Annotated in this window: 16 protein-coding genes; all 16 read left to right on the top strand. The window is 56.2% G+C overall.

Annotated elements, in window-relative coordinates; translation table 11 throughout:
* Positions 1–611 precede the first annotated feature (611 nt).
* Entirely contained in the window at positions 612–3,218 is a 2,607-nt protein-coding gene (locus L6R21_13310; protein ID MCK6560168.1) for a hypothetical protein, read from the top strand.
* A gap of 393 nt (positions 3,219–3,611) precedes the next feature.
* Complete coding sequence (locus L6R21_13305) at positions 3,612–6,203, top strand: hypothetical protein (GenBank protein ID MCK6560167.1); 2,592 nt, start codon at positions 3,612–3,614, stop codon at positions 6,201–6,203.
* A 136-nt stretch (positions 6,204–6,339) separates the two neighbouring features.
* Complete coding sequence (locus tag L6R21_13300) at positions 6,340–7,668, top strand: alpha,alpha-trehalase (GenBank protein MCK6560166.1); 1,329 nt, start codon at positions 6,340–6,342, stop codon at positions 7,666–7,668.
* A gap of 8 nt (positions 7,669–7,676) precedes the next feature.
* Positions 7,677–8,816, top strand: a complete 1,140-nt coding sequence (locus tag L6R21_13295; protein MCK6560165.1) for a hypothetical protein — start codon at positions 7,677–7,679, stop codon at positions 8,814–8,816.
* 87 nt (positions 8,817–8,903) lie between these two features.
* Positions 8,904–9,545 carry a corrinoid protein gene (locus tag L6R21_13290; protein ID MCK6560164.1) on the top strand — a complete coding sequence of 214 codons (642 nt, stop codon included), beginning with the start codon at positions 8,904–8,906 and terminating at the stop codon, positions 9,543–9,545.
* A 13-nt stretch (positions 9,546–9,558) separates the two neighbouring features.
* The gene (locus tag L6R21_13285) at positions 9,559–10,560 is read left to right on the top strand and encodes a hypothetical protein (GenBank protein MCK6560163.1); all 1,002 of its coding nucleotides are present in this window, start codon (positions 9,559–9,561) and stop codon (positions 10,558–10,560) included.
* 320 nt (positions 10,561–10,880) lie between these two features.
* The gene (locus tag L6R21_13280; GenBank protein ID MCK6560162.1) at positions 10,881–11,732 is read left to right on the top strand and encodes a hypothetical protein; all 852 of its coding nucleotides are present in this window, start codon (positions 10,881–10,883) and stop codon (positions 11,730–11,732) included.
* A gap of 51 nt (positions 11,733–11,783) precedes the next feature.
* Complete coding sequence (locus L6R21_13275; GenBank protein ID MCK6560161.1) at positions 11,784–12,710, top strand: carbon-nitrogen hydrolase family protein; 927 nt, start codon at positions 11,784–11,786, stop codon at positions 12,708–12,710.
* A gap of 126 nt (positions 12,711–12,836) precedes the next feature.
* Positions 12,837–13,070: a hypothetical protein gene (locus tag L6R21_13270; GenBank protein ID MCK6560160.1), complete on the top strand. Its 234-nt coding sequence runs from the start codon at positions 12,837–12,839 to the stop codon at positions 13,068–13,070.
* Positions 13,067–13,423, top strand: coding sequence for a type II toxin-antitoxin system PemK/MazF family toxin (locus L6R21_13265; GenBank protein MCK6560159.1), 357 nt, complete (start codon positions 13,067–13,069; stop codon positions 13,421–13,423). The genes L6R21_13270 and L6R21_13265 overlap by 4 nt, the downstream gene beginning before the upstream one ends.
* 434 nt (positions 13,424–13,857) lie before the next feature.
* Positions 13,858–14,685, top strand: coding sequence for a DNA damage-inducible protein D (gene dinD / locus L6R21_13260; protein MCK6560158.1), 828 nt, complete (start codon positions 13,858–13,860; stop codon positions 14,683–14,685).
* Positions 14,682–14,900, top strand: a complete 219-nt coding sequence (locus tag L6R21_13255; protein MCK6560157.1) for a type II toxin-antitoxin system PemK/MazF family toxin — start codon at positions 14,682–14,684, stop codon at positions 14,898–14,900. Before dinD ends, L6R21_13255 begins: the two co-directional genes overlap by 4 nt.
* Before the next feature lie 153 nt (positions 14,901–15,053).
* Complete coding sequence (locus tag L6R21_13250; protein MCK6560156.1) at positions 15,054–16,550, top strand: RNA repair transcriptional activator RtcR family protein; 1,497 nt, start codon at positions 15,054–15,056, stop codon at positions 16,548–16,550.
* Between the two features lie 188 nt (positions 16,551–16,738).
* Positions 16,739–17,023, top strand: coding sequence for a thermonuclease family protein (locus tag L6R21_13245; GenBank protein ID MCK6560155.1), 285 nt, complete (start codon positions 16,739–16,741; stop codon positions 17,021–17,023).
* Between the two features lie 92 nt (positions 17,024–17,115).
* Positions 17,116–19,386, top strand: coding sequence for a DEAD/DEAH box helicase family protein (locus L6R21_13240; GenBank protein ID MCK6560154.1), 2,271 nt, complete (start codon positions 17,116–17,118; stop codon positions 19,384–19,386).
* Between the two features lie 37 nt (positions 19,387–19,423).
* Entirely contained in the window at positions 19,424–20,347 is a 924-nt protein-coding gene (locus tag L6R21_13235) for a toll/interleukin-1 receptor domain-containing protein (protein ID MCK6560153.1), read from the top strand.
* The last annotated feature ends 69 nt before the right edge of the window (positions 20,348–20,416 follow it).

Here is a 20,416-nt window from a genome sequence, read left to right as displayed (position 1 = left end):
GTTACGGTTCCATTTATTTATACAAAACTCAATAAAAGCTCATCGCGAAGACACGGAGAACGCCGAGAAGGACTCTCTTGATTTCAAAACTCCGCGCTGCTCCGCGGTGCAAGCGGTTGCTTTGTGGTCAAAAATCTTTCAGAATTTTATTCTGACTTTGCGCGCCCTGACCTGACAACTCTCTTCCCCCAGCCCCAGCTCTGGAGAGAGAGGGAAGAAAGCGAGTCAGAAGATTGCCCGCAACTCCCCTCTCTTGATCAGGAGAGGGGAAGTTGGCTGCTGCAAAGAGAAATTGTTGCCTCAAAAGCAGAGAGGCTTTCCAGCCGATACAATTCTATTCCATCGGTTGGGTTGTTTCTATCCGTTGGCGATTTTCTTTGAATCGCAAACTGATGCGTTACGGCGTGAGTTTTCTAACGTAACGTTGTCTATCCAAAAATTCTTTGGAATTCTGTTCTGACTTCGAGCGCCTCATGACCCAACGGGCGAGAGTCGCATTCATGCGATTCTCGCATCTTCGCCTGTGGATTCAGTCGCCGCGCTTTTGATCAACGGCCGCGCCTCGCGGTACCGGACAGATACGATTGCTGAATGATGATTTGAGGAATGCCATGACCCCTGCGCGAATTGGATCGCTGCTTGCTTTCCTGCTTTGCGCTGCGATCCTGCACGCCCAAGAACAGACCGTCGATTTTCGTTATTCTCCCAGCCGGCATTACACTGCCATTTGCCTGCCTTATGATTGGCTGAAAACCGTGGTTACGCCCGGTGGCGGCTTGGGTTATGATTTCGGACCCGGTGGTCCCTATGCCGTGCCGCTTACGGAAATCACCTTCGGCGTGCAGGATACGCTGCTGCCGGTGACGCGCCAGTATTTTGCCGACAGCCGCGCGCCGATCGCGACCACGGAGTTGGGCAGCGGCACGCTGCGCTTCCAGCAACATGCCTTTGCGCTGGTGCCCGAGCCGTTTGAGATTCCGTCGAGCGCTTATGATGACGGCACGGTGCGCCGGCTGCACGGCATTGCCGGCGGCGCGGGCTGGGCCGCCCCGATCGTGCCGGCGGACCCCGCATTTCGCAATGTTGCCTGGGGCACCATCCGGCCGGTGCAATACCGCGTGCGCGTGGCTGCCGGCGCCAGCAAGACGGTTGCCCTGGGCATTTGCGAAGGTGGAAAGAACAAAGGCAGCCGGCTGTTCGATCTGCGCGTCGAAGGCGCTGCGCTGCGCACGATCGATCCGGTCGAGGAGGGCCGCAAGAATCAGCCGTATGTTTTCCTGTTTGCGGCTGAAGATGTGAATCGCGACGGCGAGCTTGCCATTGAAGTCCATGCTTCCCCGAACAGTCCCGACCCGAACGTCTATCTCAACGCCTTCTGGATCTTCCCGGCGCAGACGAATCCCGATCCGCAGGCAATTCTGCGCGGTGAGCTTTCCGCGCAGGCGGAGGTTTATTTCGATTGCGGCCGCGAATTGCAGGCGCAGAAGCCCAGCCCGCGCGTGGATGCCCTGCTCGCTGATTTCGACAGCGCTGAGCGGCCGGCTCTCATTGCCATTCACACACCGCGCTCGCTGACTTTTGATGCAGCCGCAGGCATGCTGCGCAACGAGGGCCGTCCTTATCTGATGTCACGTCCCGCAGCAATCTCCGCCACGCAGAAGGACAAGCAGTGGCTGCTGGAACTGCCGCGGGGCACGCGCCACGCCGAGTTGATCGTGCTGCATGGCCAAGTTCCCGGCGCCGCGACGCCGGCCTTTCCCGATTTGGAAGCAGCCCGCCGGCGCAGTGCCGCGTGGTGGCCGTCTACTGATCTGATTCCATTCGGAAAAATCAAGCTGGCGGACGCGGGCCTGCAGTATGTGCTCGAGGCCAACTTGCGCAATCAATACCAAGTCGCTGAGATCATCGACGGCCGGCCGCAGTTTCAGCCCGGCCCCAGCGTGTATCGCGGTTTGTTCACGTTCGACCTTTTGCTCATGGGGGAGCCACTGGCAACGTTGGGCGACACTGCCACCGTGCGGCGCTTCATCGAAAGCGTGCTGCCGTATCAACAAGCCAACGGCCAGATTCGCGTGATGCAGCCGCATCCGCAACTCTCCGAAACCGCGTTGTTCGTCTACACGCTGGTCTGGCATGCGCAATTGACCAACAATCGGGAGTGGCTGGCGCGGCATTTTGACAAGATCGAAAAAGGCATGGCTTGGCTGCAGGCCGCGCGCGCACAAACGCTCGCCGATCCCACGGCCAAAAACCACGGCCTGATGCCCGGCGGTTTTCTCGATGGCGGCATCTCCGGCACCATCTCCGACTTCAGCAGCGTGATGTTCGCTTTCCTCGGACTGGAAAAGGCGATTGCAGCCGCCCGCTGGCTCGATCAACCGCAGCAAGCAGAGGCGTGGCAGCGCCTGCTGGATGAGTTCATGGCTTCGTTTCAGGCCGCCGCGCGCCGGGACCTGCGCCGCGATCGACTCGGCAATTGGTATTTGCCGGTGACGGTGGCTGATACGGCCACGACCGCGCCACCGCAGCGCGGCCAGTGGGGATTGCTGGTGCCACTGCGTTATGGCCGCTGCTTTCAAGCGCGCGGAACTTTTTTGGATTCGGTGATCACCGCCAATCTCAACCTGCTGCAGCACACCCTGCAGCAAGGGCTGGTGGTTGACACCGGCTGGCTGAAGAACGGCGTGTGGTCATGGTTCGGCGGCATGCACGCGCTGACGCTCATTTGGCGGCGCGACTATGCCGGCGCCCACGCCATGATGTATGCGCTCGCCAATCACGCCAATCCCCTGGGTGTGTGGGTGGAAGAGCAGCATCTCCGCAGCGCCGGCACGGGCACGACGGGCGACATCTCCAACGCGGAAGCCAGTGCCTACTTCGTGAATCTGGCGCTGCATCTGCTCATGTATGAACGGGAGAATCACGTCGAGCTGCTTGCCGGTGTGCCGCCGCAATGGTACCGCGCCGGCGCGCACCTCGCATTGCGCGAGGCCTTGACCAGCTTCGGCACGGTTTCGGTCGCGGTTGAAATTTCGCCGGCAGGCAACACCGGCGCGGTGCAGGTTGACTCGCGGCGCGGTCCGCAAGCGGGTGATCTCATTTTGACGCTGCACGGCTTGCAGCAGCAAGGCTTTCACGACAGCCGCGGCAAGCCTTTGCCCGCGACCATGAAGATACCCTGGGGCAAGCCAATGCGAATCGTGCTGCGCAAACCATGACCCGAAAGAGCCGGAACCAAAGAAGGCAAAAGCGCTTGCAGAAACGCCAAGTCGCAAAGGCAAGCAAAGAGAAGGTTTGACTTCAGTCTTCTCATCCGCCTACGCCAGATTTCAGACAAGCTGAATTCTGAAGCCCGCGGGCAGCAATAAGGCCGATTCGTACACTTTCGTCTCGCACGAGGCATCCACCACCACTGTCATTCAGTGAGGATCTTGTGAAAACTTGGGCACGCTGTCGTGTTATTCACCTCAAAAACTCACCGCCGAGACGCGGAGACTGCCGAGAAGGACCTTCTTGATTCTAAAACTCCGCGCTCTCCGCGGCTCCACTTGAACTGCGGCTTGACCGCATTCGGCATAGCAGGGTAACAATGCATCAGCTTGGAGAAGGCAATGTGTTTGAATCATACGGGTCGCGTGTTGCTTATCGGGATCATGGTCACCAACGGGTTGGCCCAATCGCCGGTGATTGACTATCGCTATGCGCCGGCGAATCATCTCAACGCCATTTGCCTGCCCGATGACTGGCAGAAGACTCTAATCAACGAAAAGGGCGAGCTGGCGTATGATTTTGGCCCCGGCCCGTATGCCAAGCCGCTCACCACCATCGGCGTGGGCGTCGCGGACCGCGAGCTGACTGTCATCAAACAACAGTGGGAGCATCCACGCGTTCCCCTTGCGCAGACCGAACTGGCGGGCGAGGGCATTCGCGTGCAGGTGGAGAGCTTCGCGCTGGTGCCGGAGTCGTGGCCGGCGGGGCAAGCGCAGGAGACGACGGGCGTGCAACGGCGCAACGGCCGTAATGGCGTCGTTGCCTGGGCAACGCCAGTGGGCGTTCACGATCCCGCCTTTCGCAACGCCGCCTGGGGCGTGAATCGCCCGATTCAATATCGCGTGCCGGTTGCTGCCGGCAGCGCCAAGCAGGTTGCGCTGGGCATTTGCGAGCCTTACAAGCCCCGGCCCGGCATGCGTGTTTTGGAATTGCGCGTGGAAGGCGCTGCGCCGCGCCTCGTCGATCCGCGCACGGCGGGTGAACTCAATCAGCCGCATGTCTTTCTTTTTAACGGCAGGGACGAAAACCAGGATGGCCTCCTGGCGTTGGAGGTGCATGCGGCGCTCACCAGTCCGGATCCCAATGTCTTTCTCAACGTGTTTTGGATTTTCCCGGCTGAGGCCGCGCTTTCCGCCGAAGCGGTTTTGCGCGGCGAGCTGTCGGCGCAGGCGGAGATCTATTATCCCTGCGGCCGCGAGAACGAAGAAGCTGCACTCGCGCCGCGCCTCGATGCCATGCTGGCGACCTTCAGCGGCGACACCGTCACGCCGGAAATCATCGTACGAACCAACCGCGAGCTGACCTTTGATGCCGCCGCCGGCATGTTGCGCTGGAATGGACAGCCTTATTTGCTCAGCCGGCCGGCAGCGTTGCGTCTCACGCAGGAGAAGGGAAGCTGGCGCCTGGCCTTGCCACGTGGGACGCGTCAGGTTGCAGTGATGATGGTGCACGGCCAGCGCGGCAGCGAGAGCAGCAATCGTGTTCCCGATTTGCGGCTGGCACAGCAACGCAGCCGCAAATTCTGGCGGCAGGAAGCACATCTGCCTTTCGACCGCCTCCGTGTGCCCGATGCTGCGCTGCAAAATCTCTTCGAGGCCAATATCCGCAACCTCTACCAAATTCGCGAAGTCGTGGACGGGAGACTGGAATTTCAGCCCGGGCCTTCGGTGTATCGCGGCTTGTGGATGCACGACGTGGTTTACGCCATCGAAGCCGCGGCTTTTCTGGGTGATCTCGCGGCCGCCCGCGCCGTCGTGGAAAATGTCATGCGTTTTCAGGGCAGCGATGGCCAGGTGCGGGTGATGGCGCCGCATGCGATGCATCGCGAAACACCGCTGCTGATTTACCTCATGTGCCGCTACAGCCGCCTGGCCAATGACGCCGGCTGGTTGCGCACGCACTGGCCCGCGGTCGCGCGCGGACTTGAGTGGATCCAAAGCACGCGCGCGCAAACCCTGGCGGACTCCACCGCCACTTATTTCGGCTTGATGCCGCCCGGTTTCACCGACGGCGGCATCGCCGGCGTCAATGCCGAATACAGCAGCGTCTATTGGTCGTTGATTGCGACGCGTACTGCCGTGGCTGCCGCGCGCTGGCTGGGCGACGAAGCCGACGCGCAGAAATGGCAGGCTTTCTTTGATGATTTCATGGCTTCTTTCCGCCGCGCCTATGAACGCGACAAACGCCGCGACGCGCATGGCCATTGGTATTTGCCCATGCGCATCGCCGACACCACCAAATCGGAGGTGCCGCAGCGCGGCCAGTGGGCGCCGCTGGAAGCTATCTTCCGCGGCGGGGTCCTGAACTGCGCTGAGGAGTTGGCCGCTGGCACGCTCGCGGTACTCGATGACAGCTTGAAGCAAGGCCTCACCGTGAATACCGGCTGGCTGCAGAACGGGGTCTGGCCCTTTTTCGATGTTCAGCGCGGCATCGCGCATTTGTGGTGTGGCAACCGCGAGCGGGCCGTGGCTGCGCTCTACGCCATCGCCAATCATGCCTCGCCGCTGGGAACCTGGGTGGAGGAGCAGCATCCGCGCGACGTTGGCCGCCGCACCACCGGCGACGCCTCGAATGCCACCGCCAGCGCGTTCTTCATCGGCTTGGTGCGTCATCTGCTGGTGCTGGAGCGCGGGCAGGAGATCGAATTGCTTGCAGGTGTTCCGCCGGCGTGGCTGTTTTCCAATGCGACGATCGAGCTAAAAGAGGTTCCCACTGAGTGGGGAACGCTTTCGTTGCGCGTGCACGTTTCCCCGGATGGCCGCAGCGCCGGCATCGCGGTGTCGACGCCTCGAACCTCGCCTGCGCCGGGTGAATTGGTGATCAGATTGGAGGCGTTCAAGGAAGCGGGTTTCACGATGAAGCGCGGCGGGAGCCTGCCCGACACCTGGCGCGGCAAATGGGGCGGGGAGGTGAAGCTCGAAATGGCACGATGATTTGGGGCAAAATCATTTGACAAAATGCTGCGGGTCAAAACTGTTTGACAGAACCATCTGAGACAGAATAATGTGATGTTTTTGCCCAAAATGTTTTTGCCAATTGAATTGCAGGATTTCTTCGCGAGAATTGCCCATGACTTCAATGGACTTCGTTGCCCGCTGGCGCGCGCTTGACGGGCAGATCAAAAACTGGTGGCAGGCTGATTTGCGGCAGGCGCGCGAGCCGGAGCTGCGCGATCCTGCTCTGAATCAAATCTGGTATGCGGATGAAGAACACCGCCAGCGCGAGCAGCAGGAGGGCGAGGCAGAAATCCCGACGCTGCTCTACCTGCCCTTTCCCTTTGTTGCGCCCGGCGGCAGTGATTCCGCCTTTCCGGAGATGTATGCTTGGGATGCCTACTTCATCAACTTGGGACTCGCGGCGCACGGCCGCTGGGATCTCATCCGCAATCACATTCGCAACCAGCTTTTTGTGATTGAGCGCTACGGTTTCTTGCTGACCGGCAACCGGGTTTACTATCTCAGCCGCTCGCAGACGCCGTTGCATCCGGAGAGTGTCAGGCTGTGCCACGCGCATGCGCCTGATCGCGACTTGCTGGCGCGCGCTTATCCGGTGTTCAAGCGCGAGTACTTTGACTATTGGTGCGCCGGCCATCATCAGACACCCACCGGCCTGGCGACCAATCGCGATCTTTCTGATCCGGCACTGGGCATGCGTGATTTCGCCAAATTCAGCTTGAGTGCGACGCGGCTGCGGCCGGAGCTGGCAGCCGAAGCAGAAACGCTGGATTTCACGCCGATCTACGCCGGCGACGCGCGCGCCTGCGTGCCGCTGCAAACGAATTGCGCGCTGGTGCGTTATGCCAAAACCCTGGCCTGGATGGCGGCCGAAATCGGCTGGCCCGAGGAGGCCGCAACCTGGCAGGCGGAAGCCGAGCGGCGCGCCGCCTTGATTCAGAAATACTGTTGGAATGAAACGGAGGGATTCTTCTTCGAATATCAGTTTCAACGACAGCGGCAATTGCCCTTCTGGTCGTTGTGTGCCTACTGGGCCATGTGGGCGGGCGTGGCCACTGCGGCGCAAGCCGAACGTCTGGTGCCTCATCTCGCGCGCTTCGAGCAGGAGCACGGCTTGACGCAGACCGACCAGCCCTATCCCAGTCCCCATCCCGAGTTTCAGGCGCTGCAGTTCAACTATCCCAATGGCTGGCCGCCGTTTCAGCTCATGGTCATTGACGCGTTGACGGCTTACGGTTATCATGCAGCGGCGCGCCGGCTGGCGGGGAAGTTTTTGCGCTTGCAGCTCGAATTGTATCAAACCACGGGCAAGCTTTGGGAGAAATACAACGTCGTGGCCGGCAATCTCGATTGCCCGCGCGAACGCTACCCGGTGGTGCCGCTGCACGGCTGGTCAGCGGCGACAGTGGCGCATTTTGGAAGAATGCTGTTCGAAACGAGGTGAGCAGGATCATGAGCACAACCACGACCGCGCTGACCCCGCGCCAGCGCATTCTCACGGCCATGCGCCGGCAAATCCCCGATCATGTGCCGGTCATGCCGGACATCTCCAACATGGTGCCGTGCCGGCTGCTGGGCAAACCCTTCTGGGAGGTTTATCTGCACGAAGATCCGCCGCTCGATGAGGCTTATCTCCAGGCGGTGAAATACTACGGCATCGACGGCTGGTACATCTACGACAATCTCACCATGTATGAAGCGCCCAAGTGGCAGGAACGCATGCTGCAATCTTCAGAAGAGGAGCTGCAGGTCGAACGCTGGCTGGACACGCCCTTCGGCCGGCTCACAGAAGTCGTGTGCTATCCCCGCGCCGACCCGCCCTGGCACATGAGTGCGATGATCAAGGACATTGCGCAGGATTTTCCCAAACTGCGCTGGTATCTGGAGCAGCGGCCGCTGGAGGATCCTTGCCGGAATCGCGGCAAAATCGGCGAGCTGGGCATTTACGGCCTGGGCTTCGAAACCTTCATGGGATTTTGGGTGTGGCTGCGAGAAGGCGGATCGATGCAGGCGTTGCGCGATTTCTACGAGCAGCCGGAGCTGATGGGCCAGGTGCAGGAGTACTATTTTCATTTTGTCGATCGCATGCTCGATCGCGTGCTGCCCAGCCGGCCCGATGAGATTTTGATCAATGGCTCCTCCTCGTCGCTCAGCCTCAGCTCGCCGGCGATCTATCGGCAATATGATTTGCCCATCATTCAACGCATTGCCGGCAAGTGCCGGCAGGCCGGCGTCCTTTGCCACCAGCACACCTGCGGCCGCTCCCGCTTGATCGTCGAAATCAACTACCACGAAACCGAAATCAACGTCATGGAGCCGCTGGAGCGGCCGCCGGGCGGCGACGTCGAACTCGCCGAAGTGAAAAGAAAATTCGGCGACAAGTTTTGTTTGAAGGGAAATGTCAATACCTTCGAAACGATGCTCAACGGCACGGCGGCGGATGTCATGCGGGAGGCGCGCGCCTGCATCGACGCGGCGGCCGCGGGCGGCGGATTCATCCTCGCCACCGGCGATCAATGCGGCCGCGACACGCCCGACGAGAATCTCTTTGCGCTGGTCGAAGTCGCCAAAACCTACGGTCGATATGTTTGAGCTGCGCCGCGCAAGTAGTCTCACGCCGCGCGAAATCCGGAATGCAACTGCATGCCGCAACTGTGAACCCATCAGGAGTTCTGTCCCATGGACGCAACCAGTGATCTCAAGCGAATTGCCGAGCTGCTGCAAGAAGGCAGCGTCACGCCGGTGAAGCAACTGACCCAGGAGCTGCTGGACGGTGGCGCCTCGCCGCAAAGCATACTCAACGAAGGCCTGATCGCCGGCATGGCGGTGGTCGGTGAGAAAATGCGCAGCGGCGAGATGTATTTGCCCGAAGTGCTGCAATCCGCCAGTGTGATGAAAGCCGCAATGGAAATCCTGCAGCCGCATCTGCTCAGCAGCGGCGTGGCACCGATCGGCCGGGTCGTGCTCGGCACGGTGAAGGGTGACATGCACGACATCGGCAAGAATCTGGTCGGCATCATGCTGCGCGGCGCGGGCTTCGAAGTCATCGACCTGGGTTTGAACACGCCGGCGGAGAAGTTCGTGGAGGCGATTCAAACCCATTCGCCCGCCGTGGTCGGCATGTCCGCCATGCTCACCACCACCATGCTGCAGATGAAGAAGACCATCGAGGCGATCGCCGCGGCGCAATTGCGCGAGAAGGTCAAGATCATGGTCGGCGGCGCCTCGGTGTCGCAGCGCTTCGCGGACGAGATTGGCGCCGACGCCTACGCCAAAGACGCGGTCACGGCGGTCGAACGCGTGCAAGCAATGCTCGCTTGAAACGGGAGATGATATGACTTCGCGTGAACGCATCCGCGCGGTATTCGCCGGTGACAGGCCCGATCGCGTTCCATTGAATGTCTTCGCGGGCTGGAATCCGGAAGTGCAGACGCGCATGGCCAACCGGCACGGCAGCCTGGCGGCGTTTATGGCGCGCTATCATATCGATGCTGTGACCGGTGTGCTGCCGCGCTTTCCCTTCGGCGGCCCGGCGCGCCACGCCGGCAGCATGGAGCTTGATCACTATTTGGAACTCGAGCCCGACAATCCCACCTCGCCCGCCATTCTCACCACGCCTTGCGACGAAGTCCTTTCCGTGACCGTGCAGCAAGCGCTGGCTGCGCATGAACAGCAGCTCGCCGTTTTCTGCCATGCTTGGGGCGTCTTCGAGCTGTCGCAATTCCTGTTCGAGAGAAACGGCCTGCCCGGCACGGAACAAGCGCTGTTGAATATGGCACTGGAACCGGAGAAGACGAAGCAAATGTATTTCAAGCTGGCGGCGTGGACCGCGGACTGCGTCGAGTCCGCCATCAAGGCCGGTGTCGATGTCATCGAGCTTTCCGATGATTGGGGCCAGCAGAGAACCATGCTCTTCAGTCCGGACATGTGGTGGGACATGGTCTATCCGGCCATGAAGATCATTCTCGATCGTGCGCGTGATTTTCATGTGCCGGTGCTGCTGCACAGCGACGGCGATGTGACGCAGATTCTCGACGGCATCCTCAAGCTCGGCGTGTCCGGGCTTCATCCCGTGCAGGAGTCCGCGGGCATGTCGCCCAAACACGTGCGCGAGTTCTTCGGGAAAAGCGTCTGCCTCATGGGCGGACTTGATACGATCACCGCGCTGCCGGTGATGAATGTCGCGCAGATCCGCGGCGAAGTGGAGCGCGTCTTCGCGCTGCTCAAAGGCGACGGCGGTTTCATCTTCGCCGGCTCGCACATGTTTCAGAATGACACGGATCCGGCGGTGATCGAAGCGGCCTACGACCGCGCCGCGGAACTGGCGCCATATTGAACCTCCCCGACTCGTGCACGGTTGCCCTGGAAAGTAAATCGGCTATCGTTGTCCTCCTGCAAGGGTCCTGTGAAAACTTGGGCACAGTGCCAAGAATTTCACCAGATTCTTCGGAATGAGATCTTCACGCAAGCGCAAAACGCTGTAAGGCAACAGGCCGCCAGTTCAATCGTCACGAACGTTCTGAACCGGGAAAACGGGGAGAAAACAGGTTTGGAGTTTTATCTGTCTTCGCGGTCCTAACTTGATTGCGGCTGAGTCCGCGGCCGGCTCGCGCCTTCCACCTGCCGCCTTGCCCATCACCGCACGAAAGGTCTTGCATGTACGTGCTTCAAAACGCTCAACTCAGTGCCCATATTCTCGATCCCATTGCTGATCAAGCGCGCCTTGGGCCGCGTTATTGTGTCGGCGGTTACATTTATCAAGTGCGGGATGCCGCCGGCCGGCCGCTGCTCAGTGGGCCGGAGTTTCCGGCGGAATTCCCGGCTGTGATCAACGGTCAGGGCTTGCCGGAAGTGTTTCAGTTCACCTTGTATCACGCGGAACAGGAAGTGGAAGAACGCAAGCTCATCATCGGCGTCGGCTTGGTTGACAAGATTTCGCCGCAGCTTCCTTACCATCTTTTTACCAATGCCAAAACCGTAGCGTTTGCGCAGTGGCAGGTGGACCATCGCGACGCAAGCCTGCGCATGACCACGGCACAAAGCTTCAAGGACTGGTCGTTTCGCCTGGTGCGGGAGATACGGCTGCAGAATAGAAGCCTCAGTTCCAGCACCCTGCTGCACAACACCGGCGCCGCACCGGTGCCGTTTCGCTGGTTTGCCCATCCGTTTTTCCCATTAACCAACGATGGGCGCTGCTGCCAGCCGGCCGGACTCACGAAATTGCCCGAAAATCCCGGCTTCAGATTGGAGACGGATGGCTTCATCGCGATGAACACCGGACACCACTGGCCGGAGGGCTGTTATGTCAAAGTCGAAGAGCTTAACGGCCGGCCGCTGACCGTGCGCCAGGCGCATGATCTCTGCGGCGAAATCCGCGTGACCTGCAACTTTCCGCTTTCTGATCTTGCCCTGTGGGCAAATGACCGGACTTTTTCCTTTGAGCCGTTTTATCAGCGCACCGTGCTGCCGCAGCAGGAGGCGGCGTGGACGACCGTCTATCACTTCTGAAGGCCGGCGTGCGCGCCATTCGTTGTTCGTCTCTTTAACCAGAGTGAGCCCATGAGTCGAATCGTTCGGGTCAGCACCGTGCAAATGGCAACCAACATTGCCGGCCGCTCGTTTGCCGAAAAGCAGGCGCGCAATCGCCGCCACATTCAAGGCCAGCTGCGGATCGCCGGCGAGCGCGCCTCTGATCTCGTGCTGTTCGGCGAATATGCCAATTTGCATCACCGCACCTGGTCGAATAACAAGCGCGAGTATGTAGCGGATGACATTCCCGGCCCCTGCACCCGCATGATTGCGCGGGCGGCGCGGCAGTACAAGATGAACGTCGCCTTTCCGATGTTGGGAAATCATCAGGGCGTGGTGGCCAGCTTTGTGGTACTCTTTGATCGTGCGGGAAAAATCGCGGGCTGCTATCAAAAGGCGCACACCACCGAACCCGAGCAACGTCTCGGCATGCAAACCGGTAATGAGTTGCCGGTCTTCAAACTCGATTTCGGCACGGTGGGCATCATGACTTGTATGGACATCGAGTATCCTGAAGTCGCGCAGATCTTCATGCTGAAAGGAGCAGAGATTCTACTGTTTCCCCATGTGCAGGCAGGTTGGGGCGAGGTGGACTGGGAGATTCGCTATCGCGCGCGCGCGGTTGACACGGGTTTGTATCTGGTTTCGGCGTGCTACGGATATCCCGAGGGCGAATGGAAACCCGGGATGATGATCGGCCGCAGCGGCATCGTCGGGCCGGATGGTTTGATTCTCGCGGATATGGGACGCAGCATTGGCGTTTTGACGCATGAGATCGATTTAGCCCAAAAGCGTGTGACGCAATTCTTTTTCGAGAAAATGCTGGATCGCACCTCCGCCGTCATTGCCTCGCGCCGGCCGGAGATTTATGGGGAGTTGGTTGAACGCGCTTTTAAAGAGAAGGCTTTGCGGAAACTGGAGAATCAAAAGAAAAAACGCAGCCTGAAGCAAGAATAAGAAATGCTCCCAGAAGATTCACCTCTCGTTTCGTCAGAAATTTTCTGTTGCCTTTTCCATAGTTTAGTCCGTATTTTAGGGACAAAAACTGATACCCAGTTATAGTTCCAAAATTGGAGTTCAATTATGATCCAGGCAAAATTCAGTCTCGAAGAAAATCACGTAAACTTCCTGAACCTTTTTAAAAAATATGGATTTAAGGACAAAAGTGCGGTCATACGAACCGCACTGGAGCGCTTAGAAAAAGAGCTGGAAATGGAAAAGCTCAAGTCAAGTGCTGAGATGTATGCCAGCCTTTATGAGAGTGACAGGGAGTTGCAGGATTTGACCAACTCAGCCATAACGGAGTGGCCGGAATGAAGCCTTTGCAGCGCGGCCTTGTCATTGACGTTAATCTCGATCCGACATTGGGTTCTGAAACGGGCAAAACACGTCCCTGCGTGATTGTAACGAATGACGTTTACAATCAGCGCGTGCCGGTCATTCAAGTTGTGCCGATCACGGAATGGAGCGACAAGAAAGGCCAAATCATAACCAATGTCGTGATCGAGCCGAATTCAACCAACGGGCTTTCGAAAAAGTCCGTGGCCGATTGCCTGCAAACCCGCCCGGTCGACCATCGTCACCGGCTGGTCAAGATTCGCGGCAAGCTGGATGATGCCGCGCTGCGAAGAATTGATCAAGCGCTGAAGATGATTTTTGATTTGGGGTGAAGTTTGGCGATTTGAACGAGGTCGTTGACTTCACAAGTAGACTTTCCTACATTCCGTCCCATTTCATCTGGGAGCAAATATCAATCTCACTTCTTGCTCCAATTCTGGCGGGCCGGTGAAATATCCCGTTAAACCTGCCTTCAATTTGGCACTGAATAAACTCGTTTAGTCTAGCCGCGTGTTTCGCAGACAAGGTTGTTTTCGATCCGGTGGAGATTGGTGTGAAAACGAAATAGTGAACTTTTGATCATTTCGGTGACATCACCGAAATGATCAAGCTATTGATTATAATATTTTAATGTATGATTTTCTACGCGCAATAAGGGTAATAAATGCCAGTGACGAACGTAAAATCAATGGGTTAGCTGCTTTCACAAAAATAGGTGCAACAAAAAATCAATGGTTTAACTGCATCTTCAAATGGAGGAAACGTCATGAAAACTGAAATTCAAACAACTTCTTCCAGCCATGTATCTCCATTCGAAAAAATCCGGCGAACGAACGATGCTGGAGTCGAGTATTGGTCCAGCCGTGATTTCGCTCAAGTCTTGCAATACAATGATTACCGGAATTTCGAGCAAGTGATTCAAAAAGCGCGTGCCGCGTGTTTCAATAGCGGTCAGCGTCTTGAAGACCATTTCGTTGATGTTACCGAAATGGTCGAACTGGGCAGAGGCGCGCAGCGAGAGGTAAAAACGGTTTACCTCTCGCGCTATGCCTGCTATCTGGTGATTCAAAACGCGGATCCGGAAAAGGACATTGTGGCGCTGGGGCAAACTTACTTTGCCGTGCAAACGCGGCGGCAGGAGCTTTCCGAGCGGGCTATCGAGGACGAACGCCGTTTGTTGCTGCGCGATGAAATTTCGCAACACAACCTCAAGCTCGCCGATGCCGCCAAACGCGCCGGTGTGGTGCAGCCGATTGACTATGCCATTTTCCAAAACCACGGTTACATGGGACTATACGGCGGTTTGACGGCCAGGGACATTCATCAACGCAAAGGCCTGAAGAAGAGCCAGCACATCCTCGATCACATGGGCAGCACCGAGTTGGCCGCCAATTTATTTCGCGCCACACAAACGGAGGAGAAGCTGCGCCGTGAAAATATTCAGGGAAAGGACAAAGCCAACTTGACGCATCGCCAGGTCGGCGCCAAGGTGCGCCAAACCATCAAAGAGCTTGGCGGCACCATGCCGGAAGATTTGCCCTCGGCGGTTAGCATCAAAAAGTTGAAAGCAAAGAAGCCAAGAGAACTGAAATGATCACGGAATGGAGCGACAAGAAAGGCCAAATCATCACCAATGTCGTGATCGAACCAGACTCAACCAACGGGCTTTCGAAAAAGTCTGGAGTCGATTGCCTGCAAACCCGCCCGGTCGACCATCGCCACCGGCTGGTCAAGATTCGCGGCAAGCTGGATGATGCCGCGCTGCGAAGAATTGATCAAGCGCTGAAGATGATTTTTGATTTGGGGTGAAGGTGGGCGATTTGAACGAGATCGTCCTCCTGAGCAGTCTGCTAACAAAAAATCGTTGAAATCAATCAGCGGAATCCGTATTATTTTGCGCTCAAGGGAGGGAGAATTCGAAAACCTATCTTCTAACTAGGCAATTTGGGAAACCCCCACTCCGTGAGAACACTCCTGACATTCACTGGTTTTCACGATCCTTACTCTCCAGGCTTAGTAGGTGAAGAGCAGCAAAGCGGCCCGATTTTATCGCTGGTCGCAGCAAGACCTTTTGACCGGGTCGTTCTTTTTTCGACGCCAAACACCGAAAAGAATACCTCGGCAACGACTGAGGCCTTGAAAACTCTTCACCCGGCTATTGGTGTTGAAGTAAGAGATCTGCCTCTGGACGATCCCACCGACTATCTTGCCATTTTGCGTGGCTTGCGACGACACCTTGCGGAAATCAGTGAAAGCAACTCCGCGGCAACCTACTACATTGCCGTTGCTTCCGGCACTCCGCAAATGCACGCTTGTTGGGTACTGTTGGCCGCAAGCGGTGAAATTCCCGCGCATATTCTGCATGTGCGGCCTCCGCGATTTGTTACACATGAGCGCCCCCTGGTTTCAGAAGTCGATTTGACTTCGCAGGATTTTCCTCGCGTGCGGGCGCATTTGGCACTGCTGGGGGATCTCGAAACGCCAGCACCCGATTTGGATGCCGCCCTTCAGCTTTTGGGTATCGTTGGCGACCACCCAAAGACAAGAAAAGCTCTTGAAATGGTAGCGGCTCTTGCCCCCTCCAATGCGCCGCTCTTGATACTTGGTGAAACCGGTGTCGGCAAAGAAGTCTTTGCCCGACTGGCTCACAAGCTCAGTGATCGTCGAGAACAACCCTTTGTTCCGATTAACTGCGCGGCGATTCCCCACGATTTGGTTGAAAGCATTTTGTTCGGACATAAGAAGGGCGCATTCACCGGCGCAACCAGCGATCAAACCGGAAAGTTTGACATAGCGAACGGCGGTACGCTTTTTCTTGATGAATTGGGCGAGTTGCCGGTTCCCCTGCAAGCGAAACTGCTCCGTATTCTGCAAGACGGACTCGTCGAGCCTTTGGGAGAAAAGAAGCCGCATCAAGTCGATGTTCGCATCATCGCTGCAACGAACCATGACGCCAGCAAGATGATTCGGGAGGGAAAATTTCGCCAGGATTTGTATTATCGCCTGAACGTCGGCGAAATTCACCTGCCACCGCTGCGCGAGCGTCGCAGCGACATTCCAAAATTGGCCTTGCACATTCTGGATCGTCTCAACGCCCAGCTCAAGAAGCCGAAGCGGCTTACGCCCGGGGCCTTGACGCGTCTGCAAAATCATTCCTGGCCGGGCAATGTGCGCGAGCTTGAAAACGTTCTCGAGCGTTCCCTCCGGCTCGCGAGGAATATGGTGCTTGAGGCCGATGATCTGCTCATTGCCGAGCCGGTGACCTATGCCGATCCGCTGGCCGCTTTGCCGGAACCTTATGATGGTTTTTCTCTCGAAGCATATCTCACCAGCGCCCGCAAGCAATTGATGTTGCGCGCGCTTGAAACATCAGGCGGCAATCAAAGTAAAGCAGCGAAGCTGTTGGGCATTTCGCCGCAAGCCGTGCATAAGTTTTTGCAGAGCCCGACCTCCCAATAAATCTGCAAAGGAATATCGGGGAGAGTGATTTCAACCAAAGTTGAAAATGCTTCAACTGCAGTTTAACTGAAGCGAGGACATAAGTTCTGCAAGCCATTGTTCTATCGTCAAACGGAATGGCCATTGTCGCTCTGGCACATCGCTTGCCTATTACTGATGCGAACCTCTTTTGTGAAAGGAAATCGACAATGGCAACATTTAAAGTTGTTCGCGTCATCGACGGCGACACGTTTGAAGTGAGCCCCGAATGGAAATGGAAAGAGCAAACCGGTACGCATGTCCGTCCCACCGGATATGATGCGCCGGAGTTGCATGAATTTGGGGGTCAACAAACGAAGCAAAAGCTGGAACGGCTCATTCTTGGCAAAAATGTCGAGTTGGGCAACGCCTATCGTGTCGATCGCGGCAGGTTAGTTTGCGACGTATATCTCGGTACGAAAAATCTTGCTGATTATTTTCAGGGATATCATTGAAACGCTGAACACATTGGGCGAACCACGAGCTTGTCTCTTAAGGTGTTCAGCCGTTATTGGTCTATTTTGAGGAATCCCCAAGCTGGACACCTATGAAGAAATACACCACCGAAACCGATGCCAGGATCATCATCGATGACATGCTCCGCCAGGCGAGCTGGGATCCGGCTGACAAATCGCAAGTGTTGACCGAGAAAACCATCCAAACGATTGCTGAGAGGCAAGAGCCTTTTGGCGGTCGCTCTGCTCCAAAGCTGGTAGACGGGGACGAAATACCTGCCGGGCGAGCGGACTACGTTTTGCTCAACCAACGCGGCCATCCTCTCGCCGTCATCGAAGCCAAACGCTCCGCCATCCAACCGTACACGGCCAAGCAACAAGTTCTGCCTTATGCCAAGCAGCTCGGCGCGCCTTTCATTTTTCTCACCAATGGGGAGCTGATCTACTTTTGGGACTACACCAACGACGATGCCCGCATTGTCAACTCTTTTTACTCGCGCCGGGATTTGGAGCGGTTGCTGTACATGCGCGAAGAACGCAAGCCGCTGGCGACGATTCCCATTCCCGAATATTACCTGCGCCAGGGCGAGCAACGTGAAGTTCGTCCATACCAGAAAGAAGCCATGCGCGCGCTCGATCACGCCTTCGAGCTGGGCAAGCGCCGCTTCTTGATCGAGCTTCCCACCGGCACCGGCAAAACCGATCTCACTTGTCTTTACCTCAAGCGTTTGATCGAAGCGGGCCATGCCGAACGCATTCTTTTTCTGGTTGATCGCGAACAACTCGCCAAGCAAGCGCTCGAAGCGTTTCAGGACTTGCTTGGCCAATACGGCAGCTATTGGTTAAAGCCGGCTATCGCGCGGCAAGAGCAGCAAATTACGGTGTGCTTGCTGCAGACCATGATCAGCCGTTATCAGGAATTCACCAGCGGCTATTTCGACGTCGTGGTTGCCGATGAATGCCATCGTTCCATTTACGGCGCATGGCAAACGGCGCTGACGCATTTCGATGCGGTTCATATAGGATTGACCGCAACGCCGGCGGCCTACATTGAACGTAACACCTTCCGCTTTTACCAATGTCAGGATGGCGAACCGGATTTCGCCTACCCGATCTTGGAAGCGTTCAAGTATCAGTATCTGACTCCCTACAAATTTGCCACCGGCATCACGGTGATCTTGGCCGAAGGCGCGGAGGTGGATGACGAGCATTACGACCCCGCCGAGTTTGAGCGCAAATGGACGAATGAAGACACCAATCGCAAGATGATGGCAGAGTTTGATAAGCTGGCCTGGGAGAATTACCAAGAACTGGCTCCTGGACAAAAAATCGGCCCAGGCAAAAGCATCGTCTTTGCCATTACGAAACGCCACGCCGCATTTCTGGCAAAATATCTCAACGAATTGCATCCCGAACAGCAGGGACGTTACGCCGAGGTGATCACTTCCGACGTCACCGATGCCGACGATTTGATTCGCAAATTTAAATATGAAGATTACCCGCAGGTCGCGGTGAGTGTGGGCATGTTGGACACCGGTTTTGATTGCCGCGAGGTTTTGCATCTCGTCATGTGCCGTCGCGTGCGTAGTCCGATTCTTTACCAGCAAATGCGCGGCCGCGGCACGCGCACGGCGCCGCGCATTCAGAAGCAAAAGTTCGTTATCTACGATTTCTTCGGCAATCACAAATACTTCAATGATAGTGACACCGATATTTTTACCGGCACCGGAGCAGGTCGCATCGGAATTGGCGGTCCAGGGACAAGGCCGGAGCAAAGACCCGAACTGCCGGAGCTTGGCCTGGAAGATGAATGGCTCGAAGCCGTCACCTATGTCGAAATCGGCCCCGAGGGCGAGCGCGTTGACAAGCGCGAATACATCACCATTTGGGAACAGACCATCCGGCAAGCCGCGAAGGATGATCCTTTGGTCAAAAAGATTCGTGAAGGGAAAGAACTGACGCCGGAGGAAGAAGACAAGCTGGCAAGATGGTTAAACAGTCCGGAGATGTATTTCAACCAGGACAACTTGCGCCGCGCCTATCGCCGTCCGGACCGGACTTTGATCGATTTCATCAAAGTGGCGTTGGGGAATTTCAAGCTCAAGAGCAAAGAAGAAGAGCTGACGGAAAATTTCCACGCCTGGTTGGTCACCAAGAATCTCAGCCCCGAACAGGCGCAGTATCTCGGCCTGCTCAAAAATCGCGGCATCGTGCGCGGCAAGCTGGAGATTAACGATCTCTTCCAGCCGCCGCTGTCGATCTTGAATGCCGCCGGATTGGGGGTTGAGTTGTTCGGTGAAAAGGGCTTGCAGGAAATTTTGCAGGAGATGAATGAGTCGGTGTTTTTGAGGAAAACTGCGTAGTGTTATCACAAAAACTGAACTATCGAGGGATAGAAAAATGACTCAGGATAGAGTACAACCTGTTAAAGTGTTTATTTCATATAGCTGGTCATCCACTGAGCACGTCGAATGGGTTTTAGAACTGGCTAAGAAGCTCGTCACAGATGGCGTTGATGTGGTCATAGATCGGTGGGATTTGAAGCCAGGCCAAGACAAGTATCACTTCATGGAGTCGATGGTTAAAGATGAAGCGATAACCAAAGTCCTTGTGATTTGCGATAAGGTTTATACGCAGAAGGCCAATGACCGCGCTGGGGGTGTTGGGACTGAGACGCAGATTATTTCTCGTGAAGTTTACGATAAAGTTTCGCAAGAGAAATTTCTCCCAATAATCAAAGAAAAGGATGAAGTCGGCAAACCTTTCATTCCTCTTTTCCTACAAAGCAGAATCTATATAGACCTGTCAAACCCTCAAACTTTTTATGAGAATTATGAAGAACTATTGAGAAACATCTATAATGCGCCTCTCTATACAAAACCGCCGTTGGGCGAGCCGCCGGCATTTATCACGACACAAGACAAATCACCGTTAAAGACAACGCATCGATTGCAATCCTTTAAAGATGCTGTATTGAGAAATCAAGGGTTCGCAACAGGTTTAGCAGAGGATTATCTAAAGGCTCTTATTAGTTCGTTTGCAGATTTTGAGCTTGAGCAGAAACCCAATGAACCCTTTGACGAATCAGTTTGGGCGAGCATCGAAGAATTTACACCATACCGAGACGAATTTATTGAGTTTGTGGTTTTTATCAGCAAGTATTGCTCTGACGTGAAGTTTTTTGAGGCAACTCAAGGTTTTTTCTCTGAAGCTTTGCAGTTTGTAAAACCGGAAAACTTTCTTCATGAAAGGAGACACGACAACTACAAGTTTGTAGTCTATGAGTTGTTTCTATACACCATTGCCGCCCTAAGGGTTTGTTAAAAAATAAGCTTTACAATTAAATATTTTGTGTTATCTTGTAGACATGCACAATTTAAAGGCCTACAAAAA

The organism is bacterium, assembly GCA_023150945.1.
Lineage (GTDB): Bacteria > Zhuqueibacterota > Zhuqueibacteria > Zhuqueibacterales > Zhuqueibacteraceae > Coneutiohabitans.
This window is presented reverse-complemented; position numbering and strand designations above follow the sequence as displayed.

Coding starts and splice junctions, on each gene's coding strand:
- L6R21_13310 (MCK6560168.1), top strand. CDS start 612: ATGACCCCTGCGCGAATTGGATCGCTGCTTGCTTTCCTGCTTTGCGCT.
- L6R21_13305 (MCK6560167.1), top strand. CDS start 3,612: ATGTGTTTGAATCATACGGGTCGCGTGTTGCTTATCGGGATCATGGTC.
- L6R21_13300 (MCK6560166.1), top strand. CDS start 6,340: ATGACTTCAATGGACTTCGTTGCCCGCTGGCGCGCGCTTGACGGGCAG.
- L6R21_13295 (MCK6560165.1), top strand. CDS start 7,677: ATGAGCACAACCACGACCGCGCTGACCCCGCGCCAGCGCATTCTCACG.
- L6R21_13290 (MCK6560164.1), top strand. CDS start 8,904: ATGGACGCAACCAGTGATCTCAAGCGAATTGCCGAGCTGCTGCAAGAA.
- L6R21_13285 (MCK6560163.1), top strand. CDS start 9,559: ATGACTTCGCGTGAACGCATCCGCGCGGTATTCGCCGGTGACAGGCCC.
- L6R21_13280 (MCK6560162.1), top strand. CDS start 10,881: ATGTACGTGCTTCAAAACGCTCAACTCAGTGCCCATATTCTCGATCCC.
- L6R21_13275 (MCK6560161.1), top strand. CDS start 11,784: ATGAGTCGAATCGTTCGGGTCAGCACCGTGCAAATGGCAACCAACATT.
- L6R21_13270 (MCK6560160.1), top strand. CDS start 12,837: ATGATCCAGGCAAAATTCAGTCTCGAAGAAAATCACGTAAACTTCCTG.
- L6R21_13265 (MCK6560159.1), top strand. CDS start 13,067: ATGAAGCCTTTGCAGCGCGGCCTTGTCATTGACGTTAATCTCGATCCG.
- dinD (MCK6560158.1), top strand. CDS start 13,858: ATGAAAACTGAAATTCAAACAACTTCTTCCAGCCATGTATCTCCATTC.
- L6R21_13255 (MCK6560157.1), top strand. CDS start 14,682: ATGATCACGGAATGGAGCGACAAGAAAGGCCAAATCATCACCAATGTC.
- L6R21_13245 (MCK6560155.1), top strand. CDS start 16,739: ATGGCAACATTTAAAGTTGTTCGCGTCATCGACGGCGACACGTTTGAA.
- L6R21_13240 (MCK6560154.1), top strand. CDS start 17,116: ATGAAGAAATACACCACCGAAACCGATGCCAGGATCATCATCGATGAC.
- L6R21_13235 (MCK6560153.1), top strand. CDS start 19,424: ATGACTCAGGATAGAGTACAACCTGTTAAAGTGTTTATTTCATATAGC.